This window comes from Hymenobacter jeongseonensis (assembly GCF_015694725.1).
Classification (GTDB): domain Bacteria; phylum Bacteroidota; class Bacteroidia; order Cytophagales; family Hymenobacteraceae; genus Hymenobacter; species Hymenobacter jeongseonensis.
The window spans coordinates 125,299-138,853 of sequence record NZ_JADQDQ010000005.1 but is presented as its reverse complement, the minus strand read 5'-3'; the positions used below and the strand labels follow the sequence as shown (position 1 = coordinate 138,853).

Genomic DNA, 13,555 nt, shown 5'->3' with positions numbered 1-13,555 from the left:
ATGCGACCCCGCCAAACCTTGTTGTTGGGGTTGCTGCTATTGGTGCCGGTCCTGGCCTTTCTGTTCCTGTTTAGCTTCGGCACCAACCGTTACGCGCTGCCCACTTACCTGCCCGACCGCGTGGATTCCATGCAAGTTGGCAGGGAGTGGCGGCGCGATACTGTTTTCCACCAGATTGCCCCTTTCCAGTTGCCTGCCTCTACCGGGCGGGCGGTAAGCAGCCAGGAACTCGGGAAAGGACTGTACATCGCGCAGTTTTATGGCAACGATGCCGCAAGCACCCAAGTAGCCCGCCAGCTACTTCGTGTGCAAGAGAAGTTTCGCCGCGAGCCCCGTGTGCGTCTGGTCACATTTGTTCTAAATGGCGACTCGATGCAAGTAGCGTCGCTCACCCGCTTGGCCGAACAGTACGGGACCATTGCTGGCAAATGGTTTTTTCTTACTGGGCCGCGGGATACGCTCAAGCGCCTTACGCTGGACGAATTTCGCCTTACCGCAGACCCCAAGCGGTTGCCCGGTGCGGTTTATACAGCCAACATCCCCGCCGGCCGGCTGTTATTGGTCGACAATCAACGCCGGGTTCGAGGTATTTACAACGGAACCGACGGTCGTGAAATCGACCGATTACTCACGGAAGTGACCGTGCAGCTTTACGACTATGAACACCCCCACTGAAAAATTGCACCCGCCCGTGATGGCGCCGGGCGACTATACCCGCTATAAAATCATTCTGGGTACGCTGGGAGTCGTGGTACCTCTGCTGGTGGCGGTGCTGTTTTCTTTCCCCCAGTTATTCCGCATTCCCGGCGTTGACGTATCGTTTCTTCCGGCTGTGAATGCGGTGTTGAACTCGCTGACCGCCGTTTGCTTGGTGGCCGGTTACTACTTCATTCGCCAAAAGCAGGTGCTGCGCCACCGCGCCATGATGGGAACAGCCTTTGCGCTGGGCGGGCTCTTCCTGTTGTCCTACGTAGCCTACCATTCGCAGGCTGAGAGTGTAAAATTCGGCGGCGAGGGAGCCATTCGCTACGCTTATTTCTTTCTGCTTCTCACGCACATTGCGCTAGCTGTGGTGACGGTGGGCCTGGTTCTCTTTACCTTATATTTTGCTTTGACGGGCCAATACACCAAGCATAAAGCCATTGCGCGGTGGACGTTTCCAATTTGGCTGTACGTATCCGTGACTGGTGTTATCGTATATCTGTTGATTTCGCCTTACTATTCCTAACTGCAATTGGCTTCAATAGCCGCTTAACTGCGGAAAACTTTGCGGCAATCCTCGTGTTCTAATCCCATGAAAAAGACCCTTTTTGCTTCTGCTTTTGCCCTGCTGCTGGGTGTGTTGCTGAACTTGGCTCCCCTGGCTGCCAGCGCGCAGTGCGTCATGTGTAAAACGCAGGTGGAGTCGGCGCGGCAGGAACGCGACGATTACGATGTGGCGGGTCTCAACAAGGGCATCGTGTACATGATGACCGTGCCCTACATTTTGATGGGAGCGGTTGGCTATTTCTGGTATCGTCGCACGCACCCGAAGGCGGCCAAGAAATAGTGTCCGGCTCGCCCTCGTCGCTGACGGCATTGTTGGCGTTGCGGTGTCCTCGGTGCCGCCAAGGCAACTTATTTTCTTACTCGGCGCTGGACTTGCGCAAATTTGATGAGATGCCCGCGGCGTGTCCGGTGTGCGCGCAGGCTTTCGAGCCGGAAGTGGGTTTCTACTGGGGAGCGATGTACATCAGCTACGGGTTTTCCACGCTCATCGTGGCCATTGTGGGCGTGTTGGTGTATTTTCTTGGCAATGACCCCGATGTGTGGGTGTATGTGTTGGTAGTAGCATTGGCCGTACTAGGCTTCACCCCGCTTCTGTTCCGGTATGCCCGAGCAGTGATGCTGTACGCTTTTGGCGGCACCAATTTCGATTCTCGGTACGCAAAAACAGTTTAGAAATACCGTTGGTAACGAGGAATGAATGCCGCCATTGGGCGGCATTTTTGTTAGGCCTGGATTTTGCGGGAAGCCCTTTCCGACCAGCCGCTCGTGTACTTCCCCGCTGATTATGGACTGGGGAAGTGAATCGCGGGGGTTTAGGCTTTTACTTTGCTGCCTACACGGGTACTAATGCATCCATTGGCTGAAGACTGGGCCAATGCGGCTATATTTTCGGCATTTCCCTAAAAAACCAAGCATAACTGTGGTTCAACTTCCCGCGTGGCGTCGCTTGCCTTGGCTGTTGCTGTTGGTGGCGGGATTGTGTTTTTTGGGAGGGTACCTGGCCAGCCGGTATGCGCAAGAGCCGGGTGTGGTGCAACGCACGGATGTGAAACGCTTGCAGCAGCTGGTGCACGATGCCGAAACCGCTGCCCGCCGCGAAGCTGATTCCGTGGCCGTGCAACTGGCGCAAGGTCCATACAGCTTCAAAAAACTGCTGGACCAAACCACCTACCCAACCTGTGTGCTGGAAGATGGAGAATTGCGCTATTGGTCCGACGCCACGCTACGGCCCGAAGTTGCTGTCGCCAATTTGGATGGGCAACGGGTAGTGGAAAACGACGTGGGGGCTTTCCTGCTGTTGCAACGTCCAGCGGGGAGATTTCAAATAATCACCTATCTGCCCCTGGAGCGGCATTACGGCATCAACAACCGCTACCTGCTGGAAGGAGGGGAGCAGGCACTTTTCCGGGGAATGCAGCTGCAGGTGGTCGTCGACAGTACGTTGACTGACCTCGCGCGCATAGATTCGGAAAATGGCCGCTACTTGTTTTCTATTAAAAGGCTACAGCCCAACTTACTGACGGGCCAATACCTGCCGTTGGTATTGCTGTCCTTGGGCAGCGTCATGTTTGCAGCGGGGTGGCTCCTGCTGGCCAGGCGCTGGTGGAGAAAAGGCCGTGCCGAGGCAGCCATTGCGGCTTTGGTGGTGCCACTGGTCCTGTTGCGGGCCGCTTTGCTGTACCTGGGGCTCCCGTATTCTTTCATTGAACTTCAGCTGTTTGACCCGCGGGTGTACGCGGCTTCGTGGTGGGCCCCGTCGTTGGGCGACTTGCTGCTGAATGCGCTGCTGGCGTTGCTGGTTGCCGCTGGGGCACTGGCGCTTTGGCGGACTCTACGCGTGCTGGAGCGGGTGCGGGTGCCCAGAACGTCGGGTGGGTTGGCACTGGCTCTGGCAGGGCTCGGGTTCGCGTTTTGTGCGTGGTTGGGTCTTCTTTTTTACTACTACATCACCGCGTTTGGGAGTTCGCAACTGAGCCTCGACGTTACCCGAAACCTGCAGATAACGGGCAATTGGCTGCTGCTGGCCTTGGCCGTTTTGCTCCACACGGCGGCCTGGCTGGTTGGGTTCTTCGGCCTAACCCAACTGGCAGGCGCGCTGCTGCGGCAAGTGCCGCGGCGCGTGTTGCTGTGGGGGCCAGCGTTGGTGGCGCTACCCGTGCTGGGCGTGGGGCTGGCTTGGGGGCAGGCGTGGGTGTTGCTGGCGGGCGTGTTGCTGTTGTTCGCGTCCATGGTGCGAGCCGTAAACTTGCGCGCCACGCCCATCGCGGGCAGCTACCAGGCTTCGGTGTTGATTGTGCTGCTGCTGGCCTTGGCATCGGCTACGGGCGCACTGGCTTTGTACGAGCGGTTTGAGAAGCAATTACTGGTTGATAAGCAGCGAATAGCTGGTAATTTACTGATTGACAATGATTTCTACGGAGAATTTGAGCTGGGCGAACGGATGCGCGAAATTGCCCGCGACCCTTTTGTGCGGCGTTCCTTGTCAGCGGCTTTTGGGCAGCCGGAGGCCGTGCGGCAGCGCATTGCCCGGCAATATCTAGGCGACTATTTCGACAAATACGAAAGCAGCATCACCCTCTATGACGAGGCCGGCGACCCTTTGGACGCCCCGCCGGGCACGCCCAGCTTGGTAGAAGCGCGGGCCGAACTCGAGCGCATTGCCAGTCCCACCGACCAGCGCGGCGTGTACCTGCTGCATTCGGTCAACCCCTTTAGCTCGCGACGCTACGTGGCCCAAATCACGGTGCCCGGCACGCGGGTTAGTGGGTTTGGCTTGCCGCTGGGGGCGGTGCGCGTGGAATTGACGCTAAAAAAACTCACGACTTACAGCGTATTGCCAGAATTGCTGGTCGACCAAAAGTTCTTCCAGCCCGGGCTGGCCACCGAGCTTAGTTATGCGGGCTACACGCAGGACCGGCTGGTATACAGCGAAGGCGATTTTGACTATGCCAACCGCCTGCCGGCCAATTTGCTGGCTGATAAACGGCTGTTTGAGGGCGGGGTGAGCCGCGCTGGCTACCACCACTACGCCGTGCGCGGGTCTTCGGCTAGGACCGTAGTGGTGACAACGGCCACGTACTCTCCAGGGGATTGGCTGGCGAATTTCTCGTTCCAATTTCTGCTGTCCTCCTTTTTCTGGTTGCTCGTGATTGGGTTGCTGCTGCTGCTCCGTGGCCGGCCCGTTGCCCGGCTGCGGCTCAATTTTAGTACCCGCATTCAATTGCTGCTGAACGTGGGCATTGTGGTGCCGCTGGTGGTGGTGAGCGTAGCCACGGCCAGCCAGCTTATTGCGTCGTACCAGCGCGACCTTTCCCGCACTTACGAGCGCCGCGGCCAGTTGGCGCTGGAGAGCCTGCGCCGGCAGCGCCACTTGCTTTCGGATAGTTCTGCCCGGCCTACGCTGGCGGCACTGGCCAAAAACGTGGCCGGCCTCACCGAAACGGACCTCAACCTCTACGACGTGCACGGCGAATTATTGGCCAGCAGCCAGCCTTTGATTTTTGAGGCAGGCCTGCTGGGGCCTTTGCTGAACCCGCAGGCCGTGGTGGAACTCCGCGAGCAGAACCGCCAGCGGGCCTTGCTCACGGAGCGGGCCGGTTCGCTGTCGTTTAATGCCCTGTACCTGCCGGTGCGGGCCGGGGCAGGGGAAGTAGTGATGGAGGATTTGGGCGGCCATGCCCTTGGCGATAACGGCCCCCGAAAAGCCAAGGACGCCGGGCGCCGACGTACGGCTGCATCCCCGGCACCCTTGGCCAACAGCTTCGACGAGGATTCAGCCGACGACACGGCCCTGCCCACTGGCCCCATTTTAGGCTACGTGGGAATACCGTTTTTTGACTCGGAGAAAGAGCTGAATACCAAACTGACGGAGCTGTTTACAACCATTCTCAATATTTTTACCCTGATGTTTTTGCTGTTTCTGGGGCTGGCGTTTGTGGCGGCGCGGCAACTGACCGCTCCGCTTAAGCTCATCACCGAAAAGCTCACCAAAACCACGCTCACCGGCGAAAACGAATTGCTGGACTATCGCAGCTCCGACGACGAAATCGGCCTGCTGGTGCGCGAGTACAACACCATGCTCACCAAGCTAGAAGCCAGCAAGCGCGAACTGGCGGCCCAGGAAAAAGAAGCCGCTTGGCGCGAAATGGCCCGCCAAGTGGCCCACGAAATCAAAAACCCGCTCACGCCGATGAAGCTGAGCCTGCAATTCCTGCAAAAAGCCATCACTGAGCGTCGCGCCAACGCCGATGAGCTTATCGGTCGGATTTCCCAGACGCTGATAACCCAAATTGACGTGCTGAGTGACATTGCCACTTCCTTCAGCAACTTCACCAACCTGCCGGCCATGCGCCCCGAGCGGCTCGATGTGGCCAGCATTTTGCGCCGGTGCACGGCCCTGCACCAGCCCGATGCCGACGATGGCGCCCTGGAGTTACACCTGCCGCCCGATGCCGAGACCGGCCGCTATCTGGTGTTTGCCGATGAAAACTTGCTGGTGCGCACCTTCAACAACCTGCTAATAAATGCCCGCCAGGCCGTGCCGGAAGGTCGTGAGCCGCACATTGATGTATCACTTGAATCCGTGAATTCGGGGCGCGTTCGGGTCACTATTAGCGACAACGGGGCAGGCATTCCGGACGACGTGCGCGACAAAGTGTTCGTGCCGAATTTCACCACCAAGGAAACGGGGTCGGGCATCGGCTTGGCGGTGGCAAAGCGTGGCATCGAGAGCGCCGGCGGGCAGGTTTGGTTTGAAACGAAAGTGGGAGTGGGGACCCATTTCTTTATCGAGTTGCCGCTGGCCGGGTAGTTCAGTTAAGAAAACCGCGCTTGTAGAAAGTGCGGCTTGATTGAGTGAGGGCCGCCGCGATTTTTCCGCTCCGCTGTGCGCCGGGGGGCTTACGGCAACCTTTACCAGCGGCCTGGTTTATTTGTTTCGCTCGATGGGCGGCGCCCAAAAAATCGGGCACGAAACCGCCCCGCGCCCGCGTTGTGCCCTCGCTACTCCCGACCTTTACTGCATGATTCGCCGCTTACGCCTGTGCTTCCCCTTTGTGGGCCTGCTCGTTGCGGCGTTGTGGTTGATGGCAGGCGAGGTAGCCGCCCAGATAAAGCCGGCTGCCCCGGGCGAAGCGCCCCCGCCCAGTACCCGGCGCTGCCGCTACGTGCAACTCACGCCCGGCCGCGACACCACTAACTTTACATTGGCTGATACGCTGACGGTGGTGCCGTCGTCGGTAGTGGCCGGCGGACGGGCAGTGGCCTATGATGCGCGCACCGACCAATACCGCTGGATTCGGCCCGCGCCCCGCGACACCAGCGGCGCGCCCTTGCCCGATTCCTTGCTGCTGTGCTACCGGGTACTGCCGCTGCGCTTGTCGGCCGCGCGGTTTCGCCGGCCCCAGAGCCTGATGGACAGCCTGCGCTTCCGGAGCGGGCCCATGCGGTTCGAGGACTTCTCGGTGAAAGAACAAATCCTGAGCACGCCGGGCATCAACAAAACGGGCAATTTGGCGCGGGGCATCAGCTTCGGCAACACCCAGAATGTGTTTGTGAATTCAGCTCTGAACCTGCAGCTAGAGGGCAAACTGGCTGAAAATATTAACCTCACGGCCGCCATCAGCGACCAGAGCGTGCCGTTTCAGCCGGAAGGAAACACGCAGCAGCTGCAGCAGTTCGATAAAATCTACATCACCCTCACCAACCCTAACTGGAACCTTACGGCGGGCGACGTGGTGCTGCGCAACAAGCCGGATTATTTCCTGCGCTACTACAAAAACATCCAGGGCGCGGCCGCCGAGGCCAACTTTGGGCCGCCCATTGCGGGGCTGGCCGGGCTGGGCGCCGCGCCGGGCGTGTCGAACGCCGTGTTTTTGAACGGGCCGGCTGGCCAAATGCCGAGTGGCCAGCCCAGTCAATTCCCCACCGGCCCGTCGCCCGCCACGCTCAACCCGCCTGCCATCAGCCAGCCCCAGCTCACCGACCCCAACCGCCAGGTGCCCAGCATGGCCGGTGCGCCGCTGCCCAACGGTGATGCGGCGCCCGTGACCGGCGCCACCATTACCCGCTCGGGCGTGCGCAAAGGGCTGGTGTGGCAGTCCTCGACCTCGGCGGCCGGCGGCGTTGCCAAAGGAAAGTTTGCCAGCACCGACGTGGCGCCCATTGAAAACGTGCAAGGCCCGTACCGCCTCAGCGGCCCTAATGGCGAGCAGTTTATCATCGTGCTGGCCAATTCGGAGCGGGTGTACCTTGATGGACGCCTGCAAACCCGGGGCTTCGATGCCGATTACACCATCGACTACAACCTGGCCGAGGTCACGTTCACGCCGCGCCACCTCATCACCCGCAACTCGCGGATTAAGATTGATTTTGAGTACTCGGACCTGAACTACGCCCGCTCGCTGCTCACGGCCAGCCACTACCAGCAGGTGGGCCGGCTCAGCGTGCGCGGCAACATTTATCAGGAATCCGACAACCCCAACAACGCGCCCAACCTCAACCTGAACGATACGTTGCGGGCGCGCTTGCAGCAGGCCGGCAACGTGGCCTTTGCGGTGGCCCCAGGGGCCGATTCGGTGGTTTATACCCGCACGCAGGTGCTTTACAAGCGCGACCCGGCCACCGGCCGGTTCAGCCGCGCCGTGGGGGCCGATACGCTCGGCGGCGTGTATTCCGTCCGGTTCACCGATGCGGGACAGGGGAACGGCGACTACCAGCTCACCACCACCGACGTGAGCAGCAACGGCCGGGTGTACGAGTACGTGGGGCCGGGGCTGGGCCGCTACCAGCCGGTGCGCCGCATTCCCACGCCGCTGCTGAAGCAAATGATTTCGGGCGGTGTGAGCTACCAAGTGGATAGCAGCACGACGGTATTTTTCGATGCGGCCCGCTCGCGGCTCGACCGCAACCGCTTTTCGACCGCAAGCGACCAAGACGGGGCCATGCGCATGGGCTACGTGGTGCAGGACCGCCGGCTTCCGGCCGCGCTGGCTGGCGGCGTGCTCCACAACTACCGCCTGCGCTCCACCCTCGACTACGAGTACACGGGCAAGCGCTTCTCGCCGATTGACCGCTACCGCGACATCGAGTTTGACCGCAATTGGAGCGCCACCAACACCCTGCAAAGCAATGCCAATGGCCAGTCGGCTCGCTCCGACAATATTTTTAATTTCAGCCTGGGCGTGGTGAAGGACATTAATAACAACGTCAACTACCGGGTGAGCCGGCGCTTTCGGTCGGGCGAGGTGAATGGCCTGCAGCATTGGCTGGATGCGGCCCAGAAAGTGGGCAACCTGGAGATGCGCGGCTCGCTGTTCCTGCTCAATTCCCAGGCCGGGCGCTTCCAGTCCGACTGGGCGCGGGGCGAGGCCACGGGCCGGTTTGTGGGCGGCAAAATCGTGCCCGGCTATACCTACCGCTTCGATAAAAACCGCGTGAGCTCGGCCAGCACGGACACCATCCGTTCGGCCAATTACTTCGACGAGCACAACGTCTTCCTGCAAAGCCGCGACTCGGCCCGCACCCAGTACCGCCTCGACTACAGCTACCGCCGCGACCAAACCCCCAATGCCGAACAAAACGCCCTGCAACGGCGCGGCACGGCCCAAACCTGGCAGGGCACGCTGGCCTCGCGCTTGGGCAAAAGCCAGGACATTCGGGTGCTGGCCACCTACCGCGACCTGGATTCACTGGGCCTAGCGCGCAACCGCACGGTGCTGGGGCAGGTGTTTTACAACGCCAGCCTGCTGCAAAACCAAATCCGCTCCGAGCTGAGCTACAGCGTGGCCACGGGCCGGGAATTGAAGCGCGACTTCTCGTTCATTGCGGTGCCGCCTGGCTTGGGCACGCACTATTTTGTGGATACTAACAATGACGGCCAGCAGCAGAAGGACGAGTTTTTTGAGGCCCAGACGCAAGACGCGCAGTACCGCACTTTTATTAAAGTGTATTTGCCTACGGCCGACTATATCACGGCCTTTACCAACCGCCTGAGCTACCGCCTGACCACGGCGGCCCCGCGCGGCTGGCGCGAAGCCGGCGGCTGGCGGGCGGCGGCTTCGCGCTTTGCCACGCTCACCAGCGTCACCGTCGACCGCCGCACCACCGACCCCTCGCTGCTCTCGCGCCTCAGCCCGCTGAGCTACGACAAGGAGGACGACCAATTGCTGGCCTTCAACCAGCTGGTGCGCAATACGCTGTACTTCAATCGGTCAAATCCGATTTTTGGTTCGGAACTCACCGTGCAGCAAACCCAGCAAAAAACGCTGCTCGCCCAGGGCGTCGACTTGCGCAACCTCAGCACCCAGAGCCTGCTGGTGCGCCGCACGCTGGCCACGTCGTTTACGGCCCGCCTCACCGGCTCGCGCGACATCCGAGAGTCGAACAGCAGCTACCTGCCCACCCGCAACTACCGCCTGCTGATTTATACGGTGCAGCCCGAAATCAGCTACCAGCCCACGCCGTCTTTGCGCCTCACCGGCACCTACCTGCACACCCGCAAGCGCAACACGCTCGACCTCCCAGAGGCGGAGCTGAACCCCGGCATTTTTGACGAGCTGGGCCTGGAAACCCGGCTCAGCCAGGTAAACAAGCGCACCATCACGGCCGCTACCCGCTACACCCGCGTGAAATTTGACGGCACCAATCCCAACTCGGTGGTCGCCATCGAAATTCTGAACGCCCTGCGTCCCGGCAGCAACTTCACCTGGAACCTGAACGTGGAGCAGCGCCTCAGCAACGGCCTGAACATCACGCTGGCCTACGACGGCCGCAAAGCCAGCGGGCTCAATACCGTGCACACCGGCCGCATGCAAGTGGCGGTGCTGTTCTAGCGCAGGTTGTTTGCAAGGGGAGCCACCGGCTTGTGGTGGCTTACTGCTTGGGCGCGGGCGTAATGGTGGGCAGTTGCAGCAGGAATTGGCTGCCGCCGCCCCCGCTGGTGTAGGCCGGTACGGAGCTGCCGCCTTTTTCCCAGGCTTCAATCCAGCGCATTTGCACCAGCAGCGGGGTTAGGGACTGTTGCTGCTTTTCGTTGGCGTAGGCCTGGGCATCGGCGGCAATGCGAATGGCCTTGGCTTGGCCTTCGGCCTCGGCTACGTTGATGCGAGCCTGCGCTTCGGCCTGCCGAATGCGGTTTTCGGTCTGCAGGCCGGTTTGCACGGCGGTGTTTTTGGCGTCGATGGCTGCTTTTAAGCTCGCGGGGGGCTCTAGCTTGGTTGTAATTTGCTGCACCGTGAAGCCCATGGCCTGGAGCTGGCCGATGAGGTTTTTCTTCACCAACGCCTCATAGCTGCCGCGGTTGCTGATAAGGCTATCGGCCGTGTAGCGGTTGGTGGCCACGCGGTAGGCTTCATAAACAGCCGTTTTCAGAAACCCGTTTTCGATGTCGGCCAAGGGCCGGCGGTATTGCCGGAAAATATCGTCGACTTTATCGGACTGAATAAAGTAGTTGAGGCTGGGCGCTACGCCGAACCCCGAACCGTCCTTGCTCTGCACTTCAAACTCCTCGTATTCTTTGTGTTGCGTGTACACCGGAAACTCGTATACGGCCGTACTCAGCGGGCTGTAAAACACCCAGCCGGTGGTGTAAGTGATGTCGTCGACGCCTCTTGAGGTCCCGGCCAGATTAACTTTAATGCCGACGTTGCCCGCATCGATGCGCTCCACTTTTACCAAGCTGCAGCCCCCGACGAGGGCAATCAAAAGCAGGCCCACGAAAATGAGGGGCTTCAGCCAACGACGGTTGTTTAGTAAAATTTCAGCCATAACACATTGTAAACGAAGGGTTTAGGGTAGAAAACGACGAGTTAAAGCGCGTCCGGCTTGGTATAGGGAAAAGCCGATGCCCAACGCCAGCACGCTCGTGCCCACCAAGCCCCAGCCCAGCCACCAATTGGAAGGGCGGCTCAGCCAGTCGAGGCATACGGGCACGGCAATGGGCAGCACCCCCGCATAGAAGAAAAGCCAGAAAGCCAGCCTTAGGTAAAAAGTGCGTGTAGGGAGCATGACGAGAATCCAAAAATAAGGCCTGCCGCACCCAAAAGCTGCTCCACAGCACCAAGGAATAGGAGTATTGGTTTATTGTAGCCTACTATATATTCCCAACCTCTTGTTCTCAACCAGAAATAACAGGGGCCATAGCCTTTACTGTCTAAGCCTTGGCCATTCTAGCAGCACGGGCTGCCAGCCCCGCCGTAAGTTCCCGCTGCTTGAAACACAGAGGTAAGGGGATGCCCGAACGAAAGGCCTGAACCGTGATTTCGGCGCAGGCGCGGGCGTCGGAAAGGGCGTCGTGGTGGTTGAGGGGAATACCGAAATGAGCGGCTACATAGTTGAGCTTGTGGCGCTCCAGCTGCGGCCAAGCCACTTTGCTCATTTTCACCGAGCACAGGCAGTGGAAAGCGGGAACGGGCAAGTCGAAATCGCGCAACGTGTGTTCGAGCACGCTCACATCGAAGGCCGAATTGTGGGCCACTACCGGCTGGTGGTGCAAGTAGGGCAGCAACTCGTGCCATACCTCGGCCAGGGTGGGGGCGTGGTGCAAGTCGGCTTCGGCAATGCCGTGCACCTCGAAATTGCGCCAGTCTACGCGGAGCACCAGGGGCCGCAGCAGGGTTTGGTAGGTCTCCACAATCTGGCCGCCGCGCACCCGCACCACGCCCACGGCACAGGCACTGGACCGCCGTTCGTTGGCGGTTTCAAAGTCGATGGCCGTGAAGTTGAGGCCCGCCAGGGCTTGGGTAATTTCTGCTTGCATACAGCCAAGATAATTCCCCAGGCTGGAAATGGCCCTGAAGCAGCGCCTTTACTGGGGCGCTGGAAGGGCGGTGGCCGTCGGCTCGCAACACACATCGGCAACCTGGAAATAGCGCTCCATCACGCCGTTAATGTTGCCTTCGCAGCCGGCCGTGAGGTCAATGTCAAACTCAATAAAAGTACTGAACTGGCGCAGTGGAATGAGCACGTGCCCGTACGGCAGGCGCAGGGGAGGCAACACCACAACGGGCGTTTGCGCCAGCTGGGCCGTGCGCAACACCGTGAAGCGCGCCTGCATTTGGGTATCGAAGGAAGGCGCGCTGGTCAGCAGTTCCCGCCAGGCCTCCGGCACGTGCCCGGACGCAAACAAGCCCGCTGCTAGCAGTGCCAGTAGCCCTTCGTGACGCAGCCAAAGGGGCACCTGGTACCCCAGCGCTGAAAAATGCTGAGCCGCCACCCAGGCCAGCGCCGCCACCGCCACCAGCATGACGAGCAGAATTTCATTCTGGGCGCGCATCAACGGTGCGCCAACGATGAGGTAGCGAAACAACAGGAATCCAATGCCATTCAACACCACAAAAGCGGCCAGCACCGCCCACCAAGCGCGGCGGGACAAGCGCACCGGCGTGCCACTCGTGCCCCGGTGCCGCAAGCCCAGCCACCAACCCGCCGCCGCCGCCGCCAGCACACTCAAAAGAGTGACGGGCCGGGCCAGAAAAAGCAGAGCGGAGTAGGCCGTGCGCGGCAGCAAAACCAGCCAGCGGTATGCCTGCAGCGCATCTTCGGGCGCCATGGCGCGAGCGCGCAGCCAGTTGCCGGGCGCTACCACGGCCACGGCGGTGGCCAGGCCGCCGATGGCCAGCCACAGCCACCACTTGGGGCGGGCTGCCACCGGCAACGCGTAGCCCAGCAATGCCAGCACGGGCACGGCCTGCACCAGCGTCAGCTCATTGCCGACCAAGGCCAGCACCAGCGGAAGGCAGGCGAGCCCGGCGCAGCGCCAGCGGGTTGGCTCCGGCCCCCAGCCGGCCCGCAGGGCCAGGGCGGTGAAGTTCAGTAGGCCAATCAAGGGGATTTGATACGCCACCGCGCCACAAAACCAATACAAATAGGAAAACGGGGCCGGCGCGCCGTTACAAAACAGGGCCAGCAGCAAACCGGCGGCCCAAAAAGCCGCACCCCAGGAAAACGAAACGCGCAGCGCCGTGTGCAGCAGCGCCCGAAAGAAATGGGCAATGCTGGCCCACTGCACCACGAATAGCCCCGCGGCCACCACCTTCACGCCCCCCAGCCAGCCGTAGGTGACGGGGTTGAGCACGGTCATGAAAAACGTGGAGGTGAAGCGGCCGGTCCAAGTATTAAACAAGTATTGCTGCACGCCCCACATGCCTTGCGCCCGCGTCCAATAAGCGTTGCGAAAATCATCAAAGAAAGGCTGGTTGAAAGCCGTCAGGAGCAGAAACGGGGCAATTGCCAGCAGCAGCCCAAGGCGGAGAAGCAGGATGCGCAGTGTGGGGGAAATAATCAAAAC

At 60.5% G+C, this 13,555-nt stretch carries 10 protein-coding genes; 6 read left to right on the top strand and 4 right to left on the bottom strand.

All coding sequences use genetic code 11. The annotated features are described in order from the left end of the window. The 6 genes from I2I05_RS12375 to I2I05_RS12350 all read left to right on the top strand — a co-directional run bounded on the left by I2I05_RS12375 (position 1) and on the right by I2I05_RS12350 (position 10,100). Complete coding sequence (locus tag I2I05_RS12375) at positions 1-675, top strand: SCO family protein (protein ID WP_196282570.1); 675 nt, start codon at positions 1-3, stop codon at positions 673-675. Continuing rightward, entirely contained in the window at positions 659-1,228 is a 570-nt protein-coding gene (locus tag I2I05_RS12370; RefSeq protein WP_196282569.1) for a DUF420 domain-containing protein, read from the top strand. Before I2I05_RS12375 ends, I2I05_RS12370 begins: the two co-directional genes overlap by 17 nt. 66 nt (positions 1,229-1,294) lie before the next feature. After that, the gene (locus I2I05_RS12365; protein ID WP_196282568.1) at positions 1,295-1,549 is read left to right on the top strand and encodes a hypothetical protein; all 255 of its coding nucleotides are present in this window, start codon (positions 1,295-1,297) and stop codon (positions 1,547-1,549) included. A 92-nt stretch (positions 1,550-1,641) separates the two neighbouring features. Continuing rightward, the gene (locus I2I05_RS12360) at positions 1,642-1,941 is read left to right on the top strand and encodes a DUF983 domain-containing protein (RefSeq protein WP_230688306.1); all 300 of its coding nucleotides are present in this window, start codon (positions 1,642-1,644) and stop codon (positions 1,939-1,941) included. A gap of 247 nt (positions 1,942-2,188) precedes the next feature. Next, positions 2,189-6,079 carry a sensor histidine kinase gene (locus I2I05_RS12355; RefSeq protein ID WP_317192350.1) on the top strand — a complete coding sequence of 1,297 codons (3,891 nt, stop codon included), beginning with the start codon at positions 2,189-2,191 and terminating at the stop codon, positions 6,077-6,079. A 211-nt stretch (positions 6,080-6,290) separates the two neighbouring features. Next, positions 6,291-10,100: a hypothetical protein gene (locus tag I2I05_RS12350; RefSeq protein ID WP_196282567.1), complete on the top strand. Its 3,810-nt coding sequence runs from the start codon at positions 6,291-6,293 to the stop codon at positions 10,098-10,100. 40 nt (positions 10,101-10,140) lie between these two features. Here I2I05_RS12350 and I2I05_RS12345 read toward each other — a convergent pair whose 3' ends face one another. From I2I05_RS12345 to I2I05_RS12330, 4 genes are all read right to left on the bottom strand, one after another. Next, positions 10,141-11,034 carry a prohibitin family protein gene (locus tag I2I05_RS12345; protein WP_196282566.1) on the bottom strand — a complete coding sequence of 298 codons (894 nt, stop codon included), beginning with the start codon at positions 11,032-11,034 and terminating at the stop codon, positions 10,141-10,143. 21 nt (positions 11,035-11,055) lie between these two features. After that, the gene (locus tag I2I05_RS12340) at positions 11,056-11,274 is read right to left on the bottom strand and encodes a hypothetical protein (RefSeq protein WP_196282565.1); all 219 of its coding nucleotides are present in this window, start codon (positions 11,272-11,274) and stop codon (positions 11,056-11,058) included. A gap of 145 nt (positions 11,275-11,419) precedes the next feature. Continuing rightward, entirely contained in the window at positions 11,420-12,025 is a 606-nt protein-coding gene (locus I2I05_RS12335) for a 3'-5' exonuclease (protein ID WP_196282564.1), read from the bottom strand. Positions 12,026-12,073: 48 nt separating this feature from the next. Then, positions 12,074-13,552, bottom strand: coding sequence for a DUF6056 family protein (locus I2I05_RS12330; protein ID WP_196282563.1), 1,479 nt, complete (start codon positions 13,550-13,552; stop codon positions 12,074-12,076). Positions 13,553-13,555 lie beyond the last annotated feature (3 nt).

Bases quoted from the DNA above. Each gene is read 5' to 3' on its own strand.
- I2I05_RS12375 (WP_196282570.1), top strand. From the start codon at position 1: ATGCGACCCCGCCAAACCTTGTTGTTGGGGTTGCTGCTATTGGTGCCG.
- I2I05_RS12370 (WP_196282569.1), top strand. From the start codon at position 659: ATGAACACCCCCACTGAAAAATTGCACCCGCCCGTGATGGCGCCGGGC.
- I2I05_RS12365 (WP_196282568.1), top strand. From the start codon at position 1,295: ATGAAAAAGACCCTTTTTGCTTCTGCTTTTGCCCTGCTGCTGGGTGTG.
- I2I05_RS12350 (WP_196282567.1), top strand. From the start codon at position 6,291: ATGATTCGCCGCTTACGCCTGTGCTTCCCCTTTGTGGGCCTGCTCGTT.
- I2I05_RS12345 (WP_196282566.1), bottom strand. From the start codon at position 11,034: ATGGCTGAAATTTTACTAAACAACCGTCGTTGGCTGAAGCCCCTCATT.
- I2I05_RS12340 (WP_196282565.1), bottom strand. From the start codon at position 11,274: ATGCTCCCTACACGCACTTTTTACCTAAGGCTGGCTTTCTGGCTTTTC.
- I2I05_RS12335 (WP_196282564.1), bottom strand. From the start codon at position 12,025: ATGCAAGCAGAAATTACCCAAGCCCTGGCGGGCCTCAACTTCACGGCC.